The organism is Anaerovirgula multivorans (assembly GCF_900188145.1).
Classification (GTDB): domain Bacteria; phylum Bacillota; class Clostridia; order Peptostreptococcales; family Natronincolaceae; genus Anaerovirgula; species Anaerovirgula multivorans.
Genome location: NZ_FZOJ01000001.1, coordinates 168,346 through 189,413, shown reverse-complemented (window position 1 = coordinate 189,413; position 21,068 = coordinate 168,346). Strand labels below are relative to the sequence as shown.

Annotated in this window: 20 protein-coding genes; 18 read left to right on the top strand and 2 right to left on the bottom strand. The window is 31.9% G+C overall.

The annotated features are described in order from the left end of the window. Positions 1-6 precede the first annotated feature (6 nt). The 6 genes from rpsA (at position 7) to CHB72_RS00995 (ending at position 5,881) form a co-directional block, all read left to right on the top strand. Positions 7-1,173, top strand: a complete 1,167-nt coding sequence (gene rpsA, locus CHB72_RS01020) for a 30S ribosomal protein S1 (RefSeq protein ID WP_089280996.1) — start codon at positions 7-9, stop codon at positions 1,171-1,173. Positions 1,174-1,278: 105 nt separating this feature from the next. Next, a complete protein-coding gene (locus tag CHB72_RS01015; protein ID WP_089280995.1) occupies positions 1,279-2,052 on the top strand; it encodes a CheR family methyltransferase in 774 nt (257 codons plus the stop codon). A 20-nt stretch (positions 2,053-2,072) separates the two neighbouring features. Beyond that, positions 2,073-3,128 (top strand): M42 family metallopeptidase, encoded by a 1,056-nt coding sequence (locus tag CHB72_RS01010; protein ID WP_089280994.1) that lies wholly within the window; start codon positions 2,073-2,075, stop codon positions 3,126-3,128. Beyond that, on the top strand, positions 3,119-4,141 hold the full coding sequence (locus tag CHB72_RS01005) for a M42 family metallopeptidase (protein WP_089280993.1): 1,023 nt from the start codon (positions 3,119-3,121) through the stop codon (positions 4,139-4,141). The genes CHB72_RS01010 and CHB72_RS01005 overlap by 10 nt, the downstream gene beginning before the upstream one ends. Beyond that, the gene (locus CHB72_RS01000) at positions 4,141-5,139 is read left to right on the top strand and encodes a M42 family metallopeptidase (RefSeq protein WP_089280992.1); all 999 of its coding nucleotides are present in this window, start codon (positions 4,141-4,143) and stop codon (positions 5,137-5,139) included. The genes CHB72_RS01005 and CHB72_RS01000 overlap by 1 nt, the downstream gene beginning before the upstream one ends. A 163-nt stretch (positions 5,140-5,302) precedes the next feature. Then, complete coding sequence (locus CHB72_RS00995; RefSeq protein ID WP_089281198.1) at positions 5,303-5,881, top strand: MerR family transcriptional regulator; 579 nt, start codon at positions 5,303-5,305, stop codon at positions 5,879-5,881. 160 nt (positions 5,882-6,041) lie between these two features. Here the strand turns inward: CHB72_RS00995 and CHB72_RS00990 are convergent, their stop codons facing one another. Next, entirely contained in the window at positions 6,042-7,238 is a 1,197-nt protein-coding gene (locus CHB72_RS00990) for a pyridoxal phosphate-dependent aminotransferase (RefSeq protein ID WP_089280991.1), read from the bottom strand. Between the two features lie 489 nt (positions 7,239-7,727). Here CHB72_RS00990 and CHB72_RS00985 point away from each other — a divergent pair, with 489 nt between their 5' ends. From CHB72_RS00985 to CHB72_RS00935, 11 genes are all read left to right on the top strand, one after another. Beyond that, positions 7,728-8,372, top strand: coding sequence for an undecaprenyl diphosphate synthase family protein (locus tag CHB72_RS00985; protein ID WP_089280990.1), 645 nt, complete (start codon positions 7,728-7,730; stop codon positions 8,370-8,372). A gap of 272 nt (positions 8,373-8,644) precedes the next feature. After that, positions 8,645-10,072, top strand: a complete 1,428-nt coding sequence (miaB, locus tag CHB72_RS00980) for a tRNA (N6-isopentenyl adenosine(37)-C2)-methylthiotransferase MiaB (protein ID WP_242974995.1) — start codon at positions 8,645-8,647, stop codon at positions 10,070-10,072. Between the two features lie 227 nt (positions 10,073-10,299). Continuing rightward, positions 10,300-12,900 (top strand): DNA mismatch repair protein MutS, encoded by a 2,601-nt coding sequence (gene mutS / locus CHB72_RS00975; RefSeq protein ID WP_456297864.1) that lies wholly within the window; start codon positions 10,300-10,302, stop codon positions 12,898-12,900. An 11-nt stretch (positions 12,901-12,911) separates the two neighbouring features. Further along, on the top strand, positions 12,912-14,768 hold the full coding sequence (gene mutL / locus CHB72_RS00970; RefSeq protein ID WP_089280988.1) for a DNA mismatch repair endonuclease MutL: 1,857 nt from the start codon (positions 12,912-12,914) through the stop codon (positions 14,766-14,768). A gap of 11 nt (positions 14,769-14,779) precedes the next feature. Further along, positions 14,780-15,724, top strand: coding sequence for a tRNA (adenosine(37)-N6)-dimethylallyltransferase MiaA (miaA, locus tag CHB72_RS00965; RefSeq protein WP_089280987.1), 945 nt, complete (start codon positions 14,780-14,782; stop codon positions 15,722-15,724). A 112-nt stretch (positions 15,725-15,836) separates the two neighbouring features. After that, positions 15,837-16,079, top strand: a complete 243-nt coding sequence (hfq, locus tag CHB72_RS00960; protein WP_089280986.1) for an RNA chaperone Hfq — start codon at positions 15,837-15,839, stop codon at positions 16,077-16,079. Between the two features lie 110 nt (positions 16,080-16,189). Next, positions 16,190-17,167 carry an AAA family ATPase gene (locus CHB72_RS00955; protein WP_089280985.1) on the top strand — a complete coding sequence of 326 codons (978 nt, stop codon included), beginning with the start codon at positions 16,190-16,192 and terminating at the stop codon, positions 17,165-17,167. Beyond that, entirely contained in the window at positions 17,167-17,775 is a 609-nt protein-coding gene (locus CHB72_RS00950; protein ID WP_089280984.1) for a GTP-binding protein, read from the top strand. Before CHB72_RS00955 ends, CHB72_RS00950 begins: the two co-directional genes overlap by 1 nt. After that, positions 17,753-18,316 (top strand): hypothetical protein, encoded by a 564-nt coding sequence (locus CHB72_RS00945; protein ID WP_089280983.1) that lies wholly within the window; start codon positions 17,753-17,755, stop codon positions 18,314-18,316. Before CHB72_RS00950 ends, CHB72_RS00945 begins: the two co-directional genes overlap by 23 nt. 10 nt (positions 18,317-18,326) lie before the next feature. Next, the gene (locus CHB72_RS00940) at positions 18,327-18,524 is read left to right on the top strand and encodes a hypothetical protein (protein WP_089280982.1); all 198 of its coding nucleotides are present in this window, start codon (positions 18,327-18,329) and stop codon (positions 18,522-18,524) included. Between the two features lie 36 nt (positions 18,525-18,560). Then, positions 18,561-19,829 (top strand): methionine gamma-lyase family protein, encoded by a 1,269-nt coding sequence (locus CHB72_RS00935; protein ID WP_089280981.1) that lies wholly within the window; start codon positions 18,561-18,563, stop codon positions 19,827-19,829. A gap of 28 nt (positions 19,830-19,857) precedes the next feature. Here CHB72_RS00935 and lexA read toward each other — a convergent pair whose 3' ends face one another. Then, positions 19,858-20,484, bottom strand: coding sequence for a transcriptional repressor LexA (gene lexA, locus CHB72_RS00930; RefSeq protein WP_089280980.1), 627 nt, complete (start codon positions 20,482-20,484; stop codon positions 19,858-19,860). Positions 20,485-20,673: 189 nt separating this feature from the next. Between lexA and CHB72_RS26160 the strand changes: the two genes are divergently transcribed. Next, on the top strand, positions 20,674-20,820 hold the full coding sequence (locus CHB72_RS26160) for a hypothetical protein (RefSeq protein ID WP_176431121.1): 147 nt from the start codon (positions 20,674-20,676) through the stop codon (positions 20,818-20,820). The last annotated feature ends 248 nt before the right edge of the window (positions 20,821-21,068 follow it).

Here is a 21,068-nt window from a genome sequence, read left to right as displayed (position 1 = left end):
TACAAAATGAATAATGAAATGGAAAATTTGATGGAAGAAATAGAAAAGTCTATGATAAGATTACATAGAGGGGATATAGTAACAGGTAAAGTAATAAACGTTACAGGAGATGAAATTGTTGTAAACGTTGGCTACAAAGCCGATGGGATCATACCTAGAAACGAAATCTCCAATGATAATTCAATTAACCCACATGATATTGTAAAAATAGGAGATGAAATAAAAGTATATGTTATTAAGGTAGATGATGGTGAAGGCAATGTTTTATTATCTAAAAAGAAAGTAGATATTGAAAAGGGTTGGCTAGACTTGGAAAAAAATAAAGAGTCTCAGTCCTTGGTAGAAACTAAAGTTATTGAAGCTGTTCGAGGTGGTGTTGTTTCAATATCGAGAGGAATAAGATGTTTTATTCCGGCTAGTCAATTGTCTGATAAATATGTAGAGGATTTAAAAAGCTTTGTTGGTAAAAGCTTTAATACAAAAATTATAGAATTTGATCGAAAAAAAAACAAAGTAGTATTATCAAGAAAAATAGTTGTAGTTGAAGAGAAGAAAGAAAAGAAACATGAAGTCTTCAACCAATTAGAAAAGGGTCAACGTATAAAAGGAGAAGTAAGACAAATCACGGATTTTGGTGCTTTTATTGATATCGGAGGAATTGATGGTTTAGTACATATTTCTGAGATGTCATGGGGAAGAGTCAAACATCCATCAGAAATATTAAAAAGTGGAGATATTGTAGAAGTTGAGGTTTTAGATTTTGATAAAACTGCTGAGAAAATATCCTTAAGTCTAAAAAACACACAACCACAACCTTGGAATTCCGTTGAAGAGAATTATAAAGCAGGAGATATTGTAGAAGGTAAAGTTGTAAAATTACTAGATTTTGGTGCTTTTATTGAACTAGAACCAGGTTTAGATGGATTAGTTCATATCTCGCAAATTAGTGACAAGCATATTGCAAAGCCTTCTGATGTTTTAAATGTCCATGAAAAAGTAAAAGTGAAAATTCTAGATATAAATAAAGAGGGAAAACGAATTAGTCTAAGTATACTAGCAACAGAAAAGAAGGAAGAAGATACGATACAGGAATATATTAGCGATGATGAATCAGTAAAAATTGGAGATGTTGTTAATACACCTGAAAGTATCAATGAAAATAAAGAGTCATAGACTCTTTATTTTTTACAATACAGTAGGAAATTATAAAATACTATTTCTATCTATAAAAAAGTTTAGCCGTAATTAATAAAATGTTATAAGTAGGGGGGACAGAAAATGGAAGGCTATAATGTTTTTAAAGAAAAAATATATAAAATGATAGGAATTAATTTATCTAGCTATAAAGAAAGACAAATGAAAAGAAGAATTGAATCTTTAATAACTCGCAATAGCTATGATACATATGAAAAATATTTTGAAGCGCTTACAAAAAACCCAAAGTTATTAGAAGAATTTGTTAACTACCTGACAATAAATGTATCTGAGTTTTATCGAAATCCACAACAGTGGAATACATTAGAAAAAGAAGTGTTTCCTGAACTACTAAAAAACAAAAAAAGGCTTAAAATATGGAGTGCCGCATGCTCAACAGGTGAAGAACCATATTCTTTGGTTATGTTGTTAACAAAGTTCCTTCCAATCCATGAAATTAATATTATAGCTACAGATATCGATAAAGGCGCATTAGCTAAAGCCAATATGGGTATTTATTCAAAAAAGAGTCTAGATAATCTCCCGATAGAGTTTATAAATAAATATTTCGAAAAAATTAGTGAAAGCTACAAGATCTCTGATGAAATAAAGAAAAGAATATCTTTTAAACAGCATAACCTTTTGGAGGATAAATATCCAGATGATTGTGATTTGATTATCTGTAGAAATGTAATGATATATTTTACAGAGGAAACAAAAGCGGAAATGTATCATAAATTTTATAAATCGTTAAATAATAATGGTATATTATTTGTTGGAAGTACTGAACAAATCATATTACCGCATAGATATAAATTAGCACCAATTAAAACTTTTTTCTATACAAAAATGTTTTAAACAAAGAAAGGAAGCTGCTTATGGAAATAAAAGAATTGTTACAAAAATTATCCGAAGCAACTGGTGTTTCTGGTCATGAAAAAGAGATTGCTGAATTAGTATATACATCTTTTGCACAGTATACTGATAACATTTACACTGATCCATTAGGCAATGTCATTTGTGTTAAAAAAGGAACACAAAATGATGGGCGAAAAATCATGCTAGCGGCTCATATGGATGAAATAGGCCTTATGGTGAAAGAAATTGATGAAAATGGATACATTCAATTTACAAATATCGGAGGAATAGATCAAAGGACATTGCTATGCCAAGAAGTTATTGTTCACGGGACAGAAAAAGTTTTTGGAATTATTGGAGTGAAGCCTCCCCATCTAACGACGGAGCAAGAAAGAAGTAAGGCATTAAAGATAGAAGAATTAGTGGTTGATGTAGGTTTAAATAAAGAAAAAGTAGAGTCTTTAATCAAAATTGGTGATGTCATTACGATAAAAAGAAATGTAACATTTTTATTGAATGATTGGATGTCAGGAAAAGCCTTCGATGATCGAGCTGGAGTTGCAGCAATGTATATATGTGTAAAGGAACTAGCGGAAATGAAACATGATATGGATGTTTACTGTGTTGGTACTGTACAAGAAGAAGTAGGTACTAGAGGTGCAATCACTTCAACCTATGGAATCAACCCCGAAATTGGAATTGCTATAGATGTAGGTTTTGGAAGAACACCAGAATTAAATAAATTTGATACAATAGAAATGACCAAGGGACCTGCCATAACATTAGGAGCAAATATACATCCTGAAGTATTTAAAAAGTTGAAGGAAGTAGCAGGGAAGCATTACGTTGATTATCAGATAGAAGTAGCTCCAGGACGAACTGGAACAGATGCTTGGCCTATGCAGGTTTCAAAAGAAGGTGTAGCAACTGGACTTTTATCTATTCCATTAAGATACATGCATACTTCTGTTGAAACAATAAGTATTTCTGATATTGAAAAAACTGGTAAACTGTTAGCCCATTTTATAGTAGCCTTAAATCAAGTGGATTTGGAGGAATTGTTATCATGCTATTAAAAAAACTAACGAGTGCTTTTGGTGTTTCAGGGTGTGAGAGGGAGATTCGTAATGTTATACTGGAAGAGCTGAAGGATACTGTCGATAAAGTTAAAGTAGATAGAATCGGAAATATTATAGCAGAGAAAAAAACACCTAACTCCTCTTACAATGTTGTTATTACTGCCCATATGGATGAAGTTGGATTTATGGTCAAAGGGATAGAGGATAGTGGATTGATAAGATTCATATCAGTTGGCGGGATTGATAGTAGAATACTAGTATCTAAGATTGTTTTAATCGGTGACGCTAGAATTCCAGGAGTCATAGGAGCTAAGGCTGTTCATATGCAAAAGCCTACAGAAAGGGAAAAAGCTTTAAGCTATGATGATTTATACATAGATATTGGCACAAAAAGTAAAGAAGAAACGGAAAAAAAAGTCACTATTGGAGACTATATCAGCTTCCATAGTGAATACGTGGAATTTGGAGAAAATAGAATAAAAGCAAAAGCGTTAGATAACAGGGTAGGCTGTAATGTCATCATAGATGTTTTGAAAAGACAACTTCCAGTGAATGTTACAGCTGTGATTACTGTTCAAGAAGAAATTGGATTAAGAGGTGCAGAGGTTGCAGCGAATCAATTAGAGGCTGATCTAATAATCGTTTTGGAAGGAACTACCTGTTCTGATGTTGCTGATATCGAGCCACATTTTCAAGTTACTACCTTAGATAAGGGACCAGCCATCTCTATCATGGATCAGACTTCCATATATCAAAAAAAGCATATACAATCTGTAATAGATACAGCAAAAAAGTATAACATTCCCTGGCAATATCGTAGAACTACCTTCGGAGGTAATGATGCTGGCAAATTTCATCTTGCAGGTACAGGTACACCTTGTGTATCGATAGCTGTTCCATGTAGATATATTCACTCCCCAGTTTCAGTTTTGAGCAAAAACGATGTAGATAACACGAAAGAGTTAGTTATCAAATATATTGAAGAGATTAGTAAAGGAGGTATAATATAATGCATGACTTAGATCTTGAGCTCTTAAAAAAAATGCTCTCAGCCTATTCTCCTTCAGGAAACGAATCAAATGTTCGAGAATTAATAAAAAATGCGATTGAAGATTATGTTGATGAAATTTCAGTTGACCCATTAGGAAATTTAATTGCCAGAAGAAAAGGTAATGGAACCAAAGTAATGTTGGCAGGACATATGGATCATATTGGATTAATGGTAACCTATATTGATGATAAAGGGTTTTTAAGATTTACTAATGTAGGAGGTATTTCCCCTGCTATAACACTATCTCAAAGAGTTATCTTTGAAGATGGGATTATTGGTGTAATAGGGAATGAAAAGATCGATAGCTTAAAAGATTTAACTTTAGATAAGCTCTACATCGATATTGGAGCCAGCAATAAAGAAGAGGCAGAAACCATGGTTTCAATAGGAGATGTCTGTGTATATCATAGTGAGCCTTTAATAGATGATAAAAAAGTTATATCTCAAGCTGTAGATGATAGAATAGGTTGCTTCATAATGATTGAAGCATTAAAAAGAATACAAAATACAAATAATGATTTATATTTTGTATTTACAGTACAGGAGGAAGTTGGGACTAGGGGCGCAAGGACTGCAGCATTTGGAATAGAACCAGACATAGCCATAGCCTTCGATGTTACAGCGACAGGAGATACTCCTAAGGCTAAAACAATGGCAGTAAAACTGGGTGCAGGTCCAGCAGTTAAGGTGAAAGACAACTCAATACTATGTCACCCTAAGGTTAAGGATTATATGATAGCACAAGCAAAAGAAAATAACATACCATATCAAATGGAAGTGCTGGAGCATGGAGGAACTGATTCTGGAGCTATTCATATTACTAAAAGTGGTGTTCCTTCAGGTGTTCTTTCGATTCCCTGTAGATATCTCCATAGTAATTGTGAAATGGTATTTCTTTCCGACATAGAGAATTCAGTTGAATTAACAAAGTATATTTTACAAAATAGCATCGAATAAAAATACTTATTTAAAAAGACATGGTGTGCATGTCTTTTTTTGTCTAAAGCTTTAACCTTTTATTAGAGAATGACTGAATTTGTATAACGAAATTTTCAGTTTTTTAAAGGAAAACCTTCCATAGATATGGAAGAAATCTATAGGAGGTGAAGATGTGGAAGTAATGAATGAAATATATTCTATAAAAGAAATTTCCGAAATAACTGGATTCAAACCCCATGTTATAAGATACTATGAAAAAGAATTTGATTTAGAAATTCCAAGAAATGAAAGTAATAGAAGGTTTTTTACCTATAAAGAATTAGAAGAACTGCGGAACATCAAAACTCTGCAGGAAAAGGGACTAACAAACAAACAAATAAAGCAGGTATTAAAATCACCTGAAATAGTGATGAATGAGGATAATGCACAAGAAATAGCTGCTTCGGTAGCAAATTTAGAAAATTCCTCATACATAGCAGAATTTGGTAATGAAAATTTGTATACTATTCTAAAACAATTATTTGCTCACATTCAACAAATTGACTATAAAAAGGATATAGAAGAGCTTTATTATAAAATAGATGAGCTTCAGAATCAGCTTGTTAATCAAGAAAAAGATGTTTTAATATGTGAAAATGCAAAACTAAAAATGAAAATTAAAGAGAAGTCCTATGAGATGGCAGAGTTAAAGGAAAAACTAAAAAGAGAGGAAAACAAAAAGGTTTCTATTTTCGCTAAAATATTTGGAAGTAAACAATAAAAGCTCGGATTTAATCCGAGCTCAGACTGTTGAAAAACCTCCATCTTCTTCGTTGCTTCAAAAATCCAGCACCCTTACGTATTTCTGTATACGCTGCGGTTGCTGGATTTTCTTGCGCCTCGAATCTGAAGGCTTTTCAACAGTCTAGATTTTATTAAATTTATAATGTTCTATTTGGATAACTTTCTAAAGCTTTTTTCAAGAGATCCATAGATGCTGTTAAGTCATTTTCATTTAGAATATAGGCAATTCTAGCTTCATCTTTTCCCAGGCCAGGAGTAGCATAAAAGCCTTCAGCTGGTGCTAACATTACAGTGCTATTATCTACATCAAAGTCATTTAGCATCCATATAACAAATTTTTCTGCATCATCAACTGGTAATTTAGCTACCACATAAAATGCACCAGTCGGTTTTTTGCATAGAACACCAGGAATATTATTTAGAGCAGTATAAACGATATCTCTACGTTTCTGATATTCTTCATTTACTAGGGTAAAATACTCTTCTGAAGTTTTATACAACTCAACAGAGCCAACTTGCTCTAATGTAGGTACACATAATCTACCTTGACAAAGCTTTAGTATTTGTTTCATCAATTCTTTATTCTTACTAGCAATGGAACCAATTCTTGCACCACAAGCACTATATCGCTTAGATACACTATCTATAATAATTACTCGATCTTGGATTCCTTCAATGTTACCAAAACTAGTATATTCTAATCCATCATAAACAAATTCTCTGTATACTTCATCTGCAATAATGAATAAATTGTATTCTTTAGCTAGTTCTGCTAACATTTCTATCTCTTCTTTTGTATATACAACACCAGTTGGATTACCTGGGTTAGATAAAAGTATCGCTCTTGTTTTAGGGTTGATTGCCTCTTCAATGCTCTTTTTGCTTGGTAAGTGGAAACCATCTTCAGCTTTACAGGTAATAGGAGAAACCTTAACATCTACAGCTGAACTAAAGCCATTATAGTTTGTATAGAAGGGCTCGGGTACTAATATTTCATCCTCTGTATCAGCTATAGCAATAATGGCAAATAAAAGAGCTTCAGAACCTCCGTTCGTTATCAATATTTCATCTTGTTCATACTCCATATCGTATTTTTTATAATAGTTGATAATGGAATCAATTAATTCAGGCATACCTTGTGATAGAGAGTAAGCTAAAACCTTTTCATCAAAATTACGAATAGATTCCATAAAGGATGACGGGGTTTCTATATCAGGTTGTCCAATATTCAAATGATAAACATGCTTTCCTTTGGCTTTAGCAGCTTGTGCATAAGGAACTAGTTTTCTAATGGGAGATTCTTGCATGCCAGTGATTCGTTTAGATAAATTCATACTAATTACCTCCTATATATATTATTTATGTACACAATTATATAATAACACAATTTGTAAAAATTAAACAAGGAAAACCTTTGCACTGAAAATAAGTTGGAATATTTAGATTTTATATTAAATTATATATAAATTTTATTCAAAATTGATATATTGATATAGATAACCAACTACAGAACTTAATTTTGATATACTAAGGGCTACATTTGCAACCCATGGTTTTGGGCGAAACCGTAGACCGTGTATATCAAAATTAAAGTTTAAAATTGGTTATCTATAGAATAAATTCGCAAATATTATTTTGCGATTTGAATGATAGATTTAGTTAATGGTAATAATGAAAAAATATAACTAAATTAAGATGTCCCCCGCCTCTATAGGCGGCGGGTTCCACTTAATTTTTTCAGTGGGAGTTCAATCTCCCACTGAAAACGTTGAATGACGGGCAAAGCCCTTATTGAATTGAAATTATAGTTTGGAGGAAGAAAAATGCGAATGCCAACACATATAGGAATAATTCCTGATGGAAATAGAAGATGGGCCCAAGAAAAGGGCTTGGGAAAAGAGGAGGGCTATAATAGCGGATTAAGACCAGGTGTAGAATTATTTAAGCTTTGTCAAGAAGTGGGAATAAAGGAACTAACCTATTATGGCTTTACAATGGATAATACCAAAAGGCCATCTATACAAACATTGGCTTTTACGAAAGCATGTATTGATGCGGTAAATATACTATCGAAAGAAGACGCATCTTTATTAGTTATTGGAAATACAGATTCACCTATGTTTCCTAAAGAGTTAGAATCCTATACAACAAGGAAAGCTTTTGGGGAAGGTAAAACAAAGGTTAATTTTTTAGTAAATTACGGATGGCATTGGGATTTATCAAAGGCCTCTGTAAATGACTCAAGCAGCAAAGATAATATAATGCAAAATTTATATTCCTATGATATATCCCGTATAGATTTAATCATTCGATGGGGAGGTAGACGTCGACTAAGTGGATTTCTTCCAGTCCAATCAGTATATTCTGATTTTTATGTAGTGGATGACTATTGGCCGAATTTCCAATCTAAACATTTATTTGAAGCATTAGAATGGTATGATAAGCAGGATGTCACATTAGGAGGATAGTCAGCATTTACTTATGAAGTACTAAAGAAGCTTTTTTTATAGGTCAAGTTAGGATATAATATATTAATGAAAAGTAGATGACCCAAATCTTCGATTTGGTGTCAGTCACTTTCGCAGAGTGCAAGTAGATGACCCAAATCTTCGATTTGGTGTCAGTCACTTTCGCAGAGTGCAAGTAGATGACCCAAATCTTCGATTTGGTGTCAGTCACTTTCACAGAGCGCAAAAAGAAATATTTGTAAAGGGCGTTATACTATAAGGAGGAAATAGTTTTGAAAAGACAAAGTAGTTATGAAGTCAATTCTCTTGACCTACAAAGACAACAAGAAATAATAGAGGAAATATCCTATAGAAATAAAGAAATATTTGAGAAAACTGGGAAAGAAAAAAAGGTAATGATTGTAACCTACGGTTGTCAAATGAATGAACATGACTCTGAAAAGCTATTAGGGATGCTGAAGGATATGGGTTATACAGAGACTACTCAAAAAGAAACCGCAGACTTAATTATATATAATACATGTTGTGTAAGAGAAAATGCCGAATTAAAAGTTTATGGCAATCTAGGAGCCCTAAAACCATTAAAACAAAAAAATAGTGATTTGATCATAGCAGTATGTGGTTGTATGATGCAACAGCCTAAAGTAGTTGATGAGATCAAAAAAAAGTATAGACATGTAGATTTAGTTTTTGGTACCCACAACCTTCATAACTTTCCTGAACTATTAGCAAACTGTAAACAAGCAGATAATATGCTGGTAGAAGTATGGGAGCAAGAGGGAGAAATAATAGAAGGTATTCAGTCAATTAGGAAATATGACATTAAAGCCTTTGTAAATATTATGTATGGTTGTAATAACTTTTGCACCTATTGTATCGTTCCCTACACAAGAGGTCGGGAGAGAAGCAGGGAAGTAAAAGACATTCTTAATGAAGTGATTGATTTAGCAAAAAACGGTACTAAAGAAATTACTTTATTAGGTCAAAATGTAAATTCTTACGGAAAAACATTAGAAGTAAAAACTGATTTTGCTGATCTTTTAAGAGAGCTCAATGAAGTGGAAGGTATTGAAAGAATTAGATTTATGACTTCTCATCCTAAAGATTTATCGCAGGAGTTAATTAAAGCAATAGCTGAATGTCAAAAGGTATGTGAACATATACATCTTCCTTTTCAAGCTGGCAGCAATCACATATTGAAAAAGATGAACAGAAATTATACAAAAGAAAGTTATCTAGACTTAGTTCATCAGATGAAGGACACTATACCTAATATAGCATTAACAACAGATATTATTGTAGGTTTTCCAGGAGAAACCGAAGAAGATTTTCAAGGCACTTTAGATATAGTAGAAAAGGTTAGGTTTGACTCTGCATTTACCTTCTTATATTCAATAAGAGAAGGAACGCCAGCAGCAAAGATGGAAGAACAGGTAGATGACGTAACAAAACATAGTAGATTCAACAAACTAGTAGAAATGATCAATCAAATAAGTGGTGAAATTAATAAGAATTATTTAAATAAAGAAGTTGAGGTTTTAGTGGAAGGACCCAGTAAAACTGATCCAGATAGACTGATGGGCAGAACAAGACAAAACAAATTAGTCAATTTTGATGGAGGTAAATCTTTGGTAGGTAAGCTTGTGATGGTAAAAATTACTGAACCCAAAACCTTTTCTTTGAATGGTGAAATTCTATAGGTGTACGTCTACGACATAGCGTTTTGTTAGATGAAACTGGCTTCTTCATATAGCCAGTTTTTGTTTGAAGAAAATAAAGATTATTGCAAAAAATCATAACAGATCTTATCATAATTGATATTAGTATCAATAAGTAATGTTGACTTTGTTCTATCAATACTTATCTGATATAATTAACCTATGATTTTCTTTATTAGGAGGTTTTATTTTTGAAAAAGTTAACGCCCATGATGGAACAATATATGGAAATTAAAAATCAATATAATGATACATTATTGCTGTTTAGGTTGGGGGATTTTTACGAGCTATTTTTTGACGACGCTTTAGTCGCCTCTAGAGAACTAGAAATTACTCTTACAGGAAGAGACTGTGGTCTTGAGGAACGGGCTCCTATGTGTGGTGTCCCTTATCATTCAGTAAATAACTATATTAATAAGTTGATCATAAAAGGATATAAAGTTGCTATATGTGACCAGGTAGAGGATGCTGCAGAGGCTAAAGGTATTGTGAAGAGAGATGTTGTTCGTGTTATTACACCAGGTACTTTAATCGATACAGAGCTGTTGGAAGAAAAAAAGAACAACTATTTAATGTCAATATATGGTAAGGGTAAAGGTGTTGGAATAACCTATGTTGATATTTCAACTGGTGAACTGCTAACAACTGAAATAGTAAAGGAAAAGTTTAAGGAAAATCTACATGATGAAATATGTAAAGTCCACCCAAAAGAGATTATTTATTATGTTGAAGATCCTTTACTAAAAGATCTAATAACAGATTGTGGAGAAAAGCTTAATTTATATATAAATGACTATGAAGATTGGCACTTTGATTATGAATATGCAACAAAACAGTTAAAGAGCCATTTCAATACTATTTCTATAGAAGGATTAGGATTTGAGTATAAACATTTAGGTGTGCAGTCCACAGGGGCTTTGATTGATTATTTAAAATCAACCCAGAAAAGAACACTAAATCATCTGAAAAGAATACAAGTATATACATTGAAGGATACAATGATTTTAGATTTAAATACTAGGAGAAATCTTGAATTAACTGAAACGATTCGGGAGAAGAAGAAAAAGGGTTCTCTATTGTGGGTTCTCGATAAAACCATGACTTCAATGGGAGGAAGATTACTGAGGAGATGGATTGAAGAACCTTTATTGGATATTGAAAGTATCAATAACCGATTAAGTATTGTAGAAATATTTAAAGAAGACTTGCTATTGAGAAAAGAGTTAAAAGAATACTTAAAAGACATTTATGATTTAGAAAGGTTATCCGGTAAAATTGCTTATGGCACTGTTAATCCAAGAGATTTAATTGCCCTAAAAAACTCTATAGCTTGTCTGCCTGCAATTAAGGATTTATTATCAAATAAAGAATCTACATTTTTGCAAGATATTTTATCAAAAATAAGTAATCATGAAGAAGTTAAGCATTTAATAGAAAATGCGATACTAGATGAACCATCAATTAATGTAAAAGAAGGAAACATCATAAAAAATGGGTATAATCAGGATGTAGATGAATTGAGATACGCTTCAAAAGAGGGGAAAAGCTGGATCAGCAGTCTAGAGACAAAAGAAAGAGAAAGAACAGGAATTAAATCCTTAAAGATAGGCTACAATAAAATTTTTGGTTATTATTTAGAGGTTACAAAATCTAATCTCCATATGGTTCCTAACGACTACATAAGAAAACAAACCTTAGCAAATTGTGAAAGATATATAACACCTGAGTTAAAAGAGATGGAATCAAAGGTGCTGGGGGCTGAAGAAAAAGTGATAACATTAGAATATCAGCTTTTTCTAGAAATTCGAAAGGAAATAGAAAAAGAGGTGCCTAATATACAAAACACTGCTCAATCTATTGCGCAATTAGATGCCCTGTACTCACTGGCAGAATCAGCTTATGAAAATGGATATATCAAACCTTTAGTTAATAATGATCATAAAATCATTATTAGCAATGGAAGACATCCAGTGGTAGAGAAAATGATAAACAATAATGGCTTTATATCAAATGACACGATTATTGATCGAGAAAAGCATGAGATTTCCATAATAACCGGACCCAATATGGCAGGCAAATCTACCTATATGAGACAAGTTGCATTAATTGTTTTAATGGCACAAATAGGGTCCTTTATACCAGCTGAAAGTGCTACGATAGGCGTAGTTGACAGAATCTTTACTAGAGTTGGAGCCAGTGATGATTTAAGTCAAGGGCAAAGCACCTTCATGGTTGAAATGAGTGAAATGGCCAATATATTGAGTAATGCGACGATGAACAGCTTACTGATATTAGATGAAATAGGTAGAGGGACTAGTACCTTTGATGGCTTAAGTATTGCATGGGCAGTCATTGAACATATTAGTCAAGCTTTGAAATGCAAAACCCTTTTTTCTACCCATTATCATGAATTAACAGAATTAGAAGGGATCATTGAAGGAGTTAAAAACTATCGTATTGCTGTTAAAGAAGAAGAAGACAATATCGTCTTTCTAAGAAAGGTTATAGAGGGAAGTGCAGACAAGAGTTATGGAATTCAAGTTGCTAAGCTTGCAGGACTTCCTACAGCTGTTATAGGTAGAGCCCAAAAAATATTAATGGACTTAGAAAAAAATGATTTAGCAAAGCATGATATCGTAATCAAAGAAAATCCTCTACAGGGTAATGTCAATAATCAACAACTAAATTTCTTAGATATTGATAATGAAGAAATTATTAGTCAAATAAAAGCTTTAAATTTGATGGAGACAACACCTATAGAATCATTAAATATTCTTTATCGCTTGCAGAAAAAAGCTAGCGGTGTTTAAGGAGGCCTTGAATGAGTAAAGTAATAAGGATTCTGAATGATTTAACGATAAATAAAATTGCCGCGGGTGAAGTAGTCGAAGGGCCTTACTCCGTTATAAAAGAGTTAATAGAGAATGCTATCGACGCTGGTGCTTCCAATATCGTAGTAGAAATAAAAGAGGGGGGCCAAAAATATATTAGAGTTAGTGATAATGGTGTAGGCATCGATGATGAAGATGTAGAAATAGCTTTTATGCGGCATGCTACCTCTAAAATAGAAGTTGTAGAAGATTTAAATTCTGTTCTTACATTAGGCTTCAGGGGAGAGGCATTAGCAAGTATTGCTGCTGTATCTCAAGCGCAAATAATCACAAAGCCTAAGGAACAATTACATGGTGTTTCTTTAGATATTGTTGGAGGAGATATTGTTAATAGACAAGAGATCGGTGCTCCTAATGGAACAACGATTATTGTAAAAAATCTATTCTTTAACATACCTGCAAGATTGAAATTTATGAAAAGCTCGCAAGCTGAAGCAACAAAAATAGGAGAGATCATTTCAAGACTTGCCCTCAGTCAACCTAATATAGCCTTTAAATATATTAACAATAGCAATATTATGTTTACTACTCCTGGCAATAATAACTTGGAACAGACAATTTTATCTATCTTAGATAAAGAATTAGTTAAAAATCTATTGCCAACAAAAATTAAAACGAACCAGATAGAAATAGATGGATTTATTAGTCAACCTACATACGTCAGAGGTAATAGAAACTATGAGATTGTTTTTGTAAATGGTAGATATATTAAAAGCAAACTGATTTCAAAGGCTATAGAAGACGCATATAAGGAAAAGTTACCTATTAATAAGTTTCCAGTATGCATTTTAAACATAAATATAGATCCAAACCTAATCGATGTCAATGTGCATCCAACAAAAACAGAAATTAAATTTCATGAAGAACAAATAGTGTATAGTCTCATTCATAATACAGTTACATCTTGTTTAAGAAAAAATGTCACAATTCCTTCCTTAGTGATGAAAAAAAATAATGAAGGCAAAAACTTATGGCTGGATAAAACTTTTTATCATAACAATTTTAAAGAGAATAAAAGCACTTATAATACACATAATAACAACGAATCTAATAGTTTACAGATCGCTATGAAAGAACCTAATGAAAATAAAATTGACACGAAACAAAATGAAAATATAAAACTTTCTATTGATCATAAAGAAGAATTCAGTCCACAGGTTAGTGAAACTTTTGAGGAGTCAGAAACAACTCAAGAAAGTTTTCTAAGTAATTTATTAAAAGATTATAAAATTATAGGTCAACTATTTAATACCTATATCATTGTAGAAAAAGAACTTTCTATGTTCCTTATAGACCAACATGCTGCACATGAAAGATTAGTTTATAACAAATTGTCACAGCAATTTAAAGAAAATAGCATCACAGCCCAAAGGTTGTTAAGCCCAGAGATTTTACACTTATCTAATGAAGACTATTCCTTCATTACACAGTTTCTAGATAAATTTAAAAATCTTGGTTTTGAAATCGAAAGCTTTGGTATGAATACGATGATTATTAGAGAAGTTCCCTTAGTCATGGGAAAACCAAAAAATTATGACTTCTTATTTGAGGTCATAGATGAGTTAAAAAACGATAACTATAATGAAGAATACTTTACAGAAACGATTATTAGAAAGTCTTGCAGAGAAGCTATAAAGGCATCGGACAAATTAAGCCTTAGTGAAATGAATGAGTTAATAAAAGATTTATGTAAAATAGAGCCTCCACTTACTTGTCCCCATGGTAGACCTATTTTACTGTCACTAACAAAGTATGAAATAGAAAAGAATTTTAAAAGAATTCAATAGGGGGAGATGTTTTGGATAAGAAGAAGTTGCTGATAATTGCTGGTCCAACAGCTGTTGGCAAAACAGATACTTCCATTGAACTAGCCAGAAGATTAAATGGAGAGATCATATCAGCTGATTCAATGCAGATTTACAAATATATGGATATTGGAACAGCTAAGCCAGCTCCTGAAGAAATGAAAGGTGTTCCTCACCATTTAATTGACATCATAGATCCAGATCAAGAATATTCAGTTGCGGTATTCCAAAAAGAAGCAAGAAAACTAATTACAGAAATAAATCATAAGCATAGATTACCAATTGTAGTAGGGGGAACCGGACTATATGTTAATTCAATCATTTATGATATGGATTTTACAAGTACAGTTTCAAACTGGGATTTAAGAAATCAACTGCAGGAAGAAGCACTTGAGTATGGTAATGAATATATACATAATAAATTAAAAGCAATTGATCCTCAAGCAGCAGAAAGAATTCACAAAAATAATGTGAAACGAGTCATTAGAGCTATAGAAGTTTTTAACGAAAGTGGAGATAGTATTGGAGATTTTCATAAGGATGTAAAATTCAATAATGAATATGATCTTGTATTAATAGGTTTAACTAGAGATAGACAAGAACTTTATGAGAGAGTTAATCAGCGGGTTGATATAATGATGAATAATGGGCTTATTGAAGAAGTGAAAAGCCTTATTGATTTAGGGTATAGTGAAGATTTAGTAGCCTTTAAAGGTCTAGGATATAAGGAAATAATAAGTCATCTAAAGGGTGAGTATAGCCTTATAGAAGCAATAGAAATATTAAAGAGAGACACCAGAAGATATGCTAAAAGACAATTAACCTGGTTTAAAAGATTAGAAAAGATGAAATGGTACAATTTATCAGAATATACTTCAAATGAAAAATTAATTGATAATATTATGGAGTATGTTGAAGGACATTTTGATATCTTATAGAATACTAATATTAGTATGACAATAGATATAATAGATAGATAATTATTAAATGAACGTTCAAGCATTATTGCCTGAATGTAAAGTATAAGGATAAATTCAAGGAGGGTAAAAGATGAAAAATAATATCAATTTGCAAGATATTTTTTTAAATCAAGTCAGAAAGGAAAGTGTTCCAATTACAATATATCTGGTAAATGGATTTCAACTCAAGGGTCTAGTTAGGGGATTTGATAATTATACAATCGTTTTAGACAGTGACGGTAAACAGCAATTAATTTATAAGCATGCGATTTCAACTATTTCTCCTGGAAGTGCTGTAAATTTCATGCAGAACAATAAAAATACTGGAGAATAGAAAACTTCAAAGTAAACTTCTCTATCAATTCATGATAGAGAAGTTTTTTTTATGGAACATTTCTTATGTTTAAAGAATATGATAATATAGTATGTTTTTGAGGTGATGATATGACAAGCAAAAATAGAAAAGAGATTGATTATTTATATGAGCTAATTAGAAGAGGCGATATTAGAAGCAATGACTTTTTAAATCATCTTATTATAAATGCCAAGACAAGTAGGACTATGGAAGATCAAAGAATAAAAGAAGCTACTGCAAAAGAATGTCAAGAATCACTAGAAGATATTATGAAGGAATTACATCAATTAATAGGCTTAACGGAAGTTAAGAGTATGGTAAATGAAATATTGGCCTATGTAGAAATACAGCAAAAAAGAAGATTACAAGGATTAAATGCCTCTTCTCTCGTATTACATATGATTTTCAAAGGGAATCCTGGAACTGGTAAAACTACAGTGGCTAGGCTTTTAGGAAGGATATTTAAGGCAAGGGGATTACTAGAAAAAGGACATCTTATCGAAGTTGAAAGAGCTGATTTAGTAGGAGAATATATTGGTCATACTGCTTTAAAGGTTAGACAGCAAATCAAAGAAGGAATGGGAGGCATTCTTTTTATTGATGAAGCATATTCTTTAGCAAGAGGAGGAGAAAAGGATTTTGGTAAAGAGGCAATTGATGCATTGGTGAAGGCTATGGAGGATTATAAAGATGATTTCATTTTAATTTTAGCCGGATATGAAGAAGAAATGGATAATTTTTTAAAAGTGAATCCAGGATTAAAATCAAGATTTCCTATACATATAGATTTTAAGGATTATTCAATAGAAGAATTAATAGATATTGCTGATTTAATGGTTGAAGAAAGACAATATACTGTTTCAAAATCTGCTAGAGCAAAGCTTTACAATGTATTAGCATCGAAAAGAATAAATGAGGGCAGATACTCTGGTAATGCTAGGCTGGTAAGAAATCTAATTGAAAGGTCTATCAGAAAACAGGCAGTAAGATTAAGCGATAAGCCTTATTGTACAAGGGATGATTTAATTACTTTAAAAAGAGAGGATTTTATGGATGGTGAAGGATAATGAGTAATTGTATATTATTAGGAAAGCCCAATGTAGGTAAGACATCATTCTTTCTGAATTTTGCAGAATACTTAGGTATGAATAGCTGTATCTTAGAATTTACTGATTTTGAAGGTAAAAAGAGTGTTAAAAAGTATTCTATTAAGGCTGCAAAAAGCTATTTAATAAGTTCAACTGCTTTCAAAACAAAAGAGGTCTGCAAGATGAAACTATCTATTCCTATATATAAGGGGAAAACAGATATTGTATTACTTGATACGGGAGGATTAATAGATGGGATAAACAAAGATGAGTCCATTAGAATATCTATGGCAGAAACCTTAAAGCATTTATACATAGCTAATATTATTATACATATGATTGATGCTTCTAGTATCTATAAGAAACAAACAAGTACAATAAGTGAAATTGATTACCAAATAAATCAATATGGCAATTCTAAAGGGGCCTACTGTATTTTAGCTAATAAAATTGATTTAAGAGAAGGGTTAGAAGGGCTAGAGTTTCTAAAAAAAGAATTCAAGGATACTTATATCATCCCAACATCTGCTCTTAAGCAAATAGGATTTAAAGAGGTGAGGAAATTTGTTTCTAGAAATATTGAGTAAGTATTTTGGAATATTATTGATAGGAATTGTGATCAAGCTTTTGGATGATGAAATTGATGATGATAAAACCAATACAAGATCTCAAAGTAATCTTTACAGAGATGTTATGGAGTATAAGCTTCCCTATTGTCTTTTGTTTTTGGCTATAGCGATGCTACTAGAATCGCAGCTAATCTTTGCACTATTTACTTCCGCCTATATGATAGGTATGTTTCATCTTCCTCATCAAAGATTACCCTTCAAGTTAAAAGGTTATGAAGAAATGATCATTCTTTTTTGCATTAATCTATTGTTAATACCTTTTGATATTTTTGCAATTGCTTTTATATCGATTTTTCTTATCCAATTACTTGATGATTTGCAGGATTATCAATATGATTTCAAATATGGTTTTAAAAACTTTGTTAACAAATATGGCAAAGGAGAGGTAATTCTAGTAAGTGGCATACTATTGGTTCTATGTATTATAATATCTTTGATGAATACGATGATTATATTATCATCAAGCTTTTTAATAAACCACTTGTATTCTAGAATATAGGAGGGATATAATGTTATATGGATACATACTAATAGCTTGTTTAACAATGGTACTATTAGGCTATAGCATTGGTAGAAGAATTGGTATAAAAGAAGGCCGAGAGAGGGCTAAAAATCATGCAATTATTGAACTGAAGCTAGATTACTATAATAATAAAAAGTGTCCGATCTGTCTGAATAACTCAGTAAATAAAAATTCATTTAAATAGATTGCATGGAATGTACAAAAGAGGAGGAAGAAATAAATGCAGGATCATATATTATCTAGTTTATTTAATATTGATGAAAGTATTATTGAAAAAACTGAAGAAATAGAAAAAAAATTACAAGAAACATTTGCTAAAATTGATTCTATCAAAGCTTATAATCAATATAAGGTTTTAAATGCAATGCAGAAATCAAGATTAAGTGATCAACACTTTAATTGGACAACAGGTTATGGCTATAATGATATAGGTAGAGATAAATTAGAAGAAGTTTATGCAAAGGTTTTTTGTACAGAGGATGCTATTGTACGACCTACTATCGCAAATGGTACCCATGCTCTGACCTTATGTTTAACAGGATTACTTCATGGTGGAGATGAAATGCTTGCTGTTACCGGTAAGCCTTATGATACATTGAATGAGCTAATTGGTATTAGTGGTGATTATAGAGGAAACTTTAAAAATACTGGTATAAACTATAAGCAAATCGATCTTTTAGAAAATGGAGAAGTTGATTTTGAATTAATCAAGAATGAGGTTACAAAAAAAACAAGACTAGTATATATTCAGAGATCTACAGGATATGGATTTAGAAAAGCATTAAATATTGATACGATTAAAAGTATTATTGATTTCGTAAAAAAGAAAAATCCTGAGGTCATTTGTATGATTGATAATTGCTATGGTGAGTTTTTAGATACTAAAGAACCCACAGAAGTAGGGGCAGATATTATGGCAGGGTCTTTAATCAAAAACCCTGGTGGAGGATTAGCTTTATCAGGGGGATATATCGTTGGCAAAAGAGAACTAATAGAATTAATTTCTTATAAGCTTACTTCGCCAGGTATTGGGAAAGAATGTGGACTTACCTTTGGACTCTCAAGAACTATGTTTCAGGGACTTTTTTTAGCTCCACATATAGTAAGTGAAGCGATTAAAGGTGCAGTTTTTTGTTCCAAACTATTTGAAGAAGCTGGTTATGAAGTTAAGCCAAAGTATAATGAAGATAGAAGTGACATTATTCAAGCGGTTAAGTTGGAAAAGAAAGAAAAAGTCATAGCATTTTGCAAAGGTATACAAGCTGCAGCAGCTGTAGATTCATTTGTTACACCTGTACCATGGGATATGCCAGGATATGATGATCCAGTTATTATGGCTGCTGGTGCCTTTGTACAAGGGTCCTCTATAGAACTTAGTGCAGATGCTCCAATAAGATCTCCCTATATTGTATATTTTCAAGGGGGATTAACTTATGAACATAGCAAGCTAGGGGCATTAATGGCGTTACAAAACATTAAGAATTTATAGTAAAAAATATAGGGGGTATAAAACCTCCCTATATTTTTCTAAATACCCCAATTACTTTTCCAAGAACAGCTATGTCTTTAACTATTATAGGCTCCATAAATTTATTCTCTGGTTGTAATCTAATATGATCAGATTCACGATAAAACCTTTTCACTGTTGCTTCGTTGTCTAGCAAAGCAACGATAATGTCACCATTGGAAGCATGGGCTTGTTTTCGAACAACAACATAGTCCTTATCTAAGATTCCAGCCTCGATCATACTTTCTCCTTTAATAGAAAGGATAAAAACATCTTCATTATTATGATTTAAAAAGTCAGCAGGCAGAGGAAACATTTCTTCTACATTTTCAACTGCTAAAATAGGTTCTCCAGCAGTAACCTTACCTATAATTGGAACATTGATCATCTCTTTATGTATCTTAAAATCATATGTACTATCATTATCCAGGATTTCTATAGCTCTAGGCTTTGTGGGGTCCTTTCTGATATAACCCTTATTTTCTAATTTATTTAAATGTCCATGTACAGTAGAAGTGGACTTTAAACCAACAGCGAGGCAAATTTCTCTTACTGAAGGAGGATAACCTTTTTTATTTATTTCATTTTTCATATATTGCAGTATTTCCATCTGTTTATTACTTAAATCTTCATACATAGAAATAAAGACTCCTTTCTTATCTTTCTCTTATCTAGTTTCTTATCTAGTCTTATCTTTCTTTATAAACTAAGTATATCATATGTATTAAGGATTATCAAACGTTTGTTCGAAACAATTCTATATCTCATCTAACCAGTTAACGACATACTGTAGAATACTGTAGAATTGATTAAGGAAGGACAAATGATGGGAGAATTTAAGTCAGGAAATCCATATAAACTATCTCTTTTATATTATTCAGTTATACAAGGGATAGCCAACATGAAGCTATTCATGAAAGAAAATTATATTGCACCAGAAGTACAGGATGTTCTAGCATTTCTATTGAAGTAAAGGTGTGTTTTTATTTGCCCTTAGTACTAAATTAGGTGACATCACATGCTTTTCATCTGAAAAGATGTTTGAAAACTACATTATGAAAACGTTATCTGAAAATGTTGTGTCTAATACAATAGTTAGGTGTTTTACAAATTGATAAAAGGATTCTAATATAAAAGTGTGAGTAATCAAGAGAACATATACTTATAAATAATTATGTCAAAAAAAAACAATATAATTGCTTGCTTATAAAAGGCACGTAT

What these genes read in the sequence shown, in the direction of transcription:
- rpsA (WP_089280996.1), top strand. Translation starts at nt 7, where the DNA reads ATGAATAATGAAATGGAAAATTTGATGGAAGAAATAGAAAAGTCTATG.
- CHB72_RS01015 (WP_089280995.1), top strand. Translation starts at nt 1,279, where the DNA reads ATGGAAGGCTATAATGTTTTTAAAGAAAAAATATATAAAATGATAGGA.
- CHB72_RS01010 (WP_089280994.1), top strand. Translation starts at nt 2,073, where the DNA reads ATGGAAATAAAAGAATTGTTACAAAAATTATCCGAAGCAACTGGTGTT.
- CHB72_RS01005 (WP_089280993.1), top strand. Translation starts at nt 3,119, where the DNA reads ATGCTATTAAAAAAACTAACGAGTGCTTTTGGTGTTTCAGGGTGTGAG.
- CHB72_RS01000 (WP_089280992.1), top strand. Translation starts at nt 4,141, where the DNA reads ATGCATGACTTAGATCTTGAGCTCTTAAAAAAAATGCTCTCAGCCTAT.
- CHB72_RS00995 (WP_089281198.1), top strand. Translation starts at nt 5,303, where the DNA reads ATGAATGAAATATATTCTATAAAAGAAATTTCCGAAATAACTGGATTC.
- CHB72_RS00990 (WP_089280991.1), bottom strand. Translation starts at nt 7,238, where the DNA reads ATGAATTTATCTAAACGAATCACTGGCATGCAAGAATCTCCCATTAGA.
- CHB72_RS00985 (WP_089280990.1), top strand. Translation starts at nt 7,728, where the DNA reads ATGCGAATGCCAACACATATAGGAATAATTCCTGATGGAAATAGAAGA.
- mutS (WP_456297864.1), top strand. Translation starts at nt 10,300, where the DNA reads ATGATGGAACAATATATGGAAATTAAAAATCAATATAATGATACATTA.
- mutL (WP_089280988.1), top strand. Translation starts at nt 12,912, where the DNA reads ATGAGTAAAGTAATAAGGATTCTGAATGATTTAACGATAAATAAAATT.
- hfq (WP_089280986.1), top strand. Translation starts at nt 15,837, where the DNA reads ATGAAAAATAATATCAATTTGCAAGATATTTTTTTAAATCAAGTCAGA.
- CHB72_RS00955 (WP_089280985.1), top strand. Translation starts at nt 16,190, where the DNA reads ATGACAAGCAAAAATAGAAAAGAGATTGATTATTTATATGAGCTAATT.
- CHB72_RS00950 (WP_089280984.1), top strand. Translation starts at nt 17,167, where the DNA reads ATGAGTAATTGTATATTATTAGGAAAGCCCAATGTAGGTAAGACATCA.
- CHB72_RS00940 (WP_089280982.1), top strand. Translation starts at nt 18,327, where the DNA reads ATGTTATATGGATACATACTAATAGCTTGTTTAACAATGGTACTATTA.
- CHB72_RS00935 (WP_089280981.1), top strand. Translation starts at nt 18,561, where the DNA reads ATGCAGGATCATATATTATCTAGTTTATTTAATATTGATGAAAGTATT.
- lexA (WP_089280980.1), bottom strand. Translation starts at nt 20,484, where the DNA reads ATGTATGAAGATTTAAGTAATAAACAGATGGAAATACTGCAATATATG.
- CHB72_RS26160 (WP_176431121.1), top strand. Translation starts at nt 20,674, where the DNA reads ATGGGAGAATTTAAGTCAGGAAATCCATATAAACTATCTCTTTTATAT.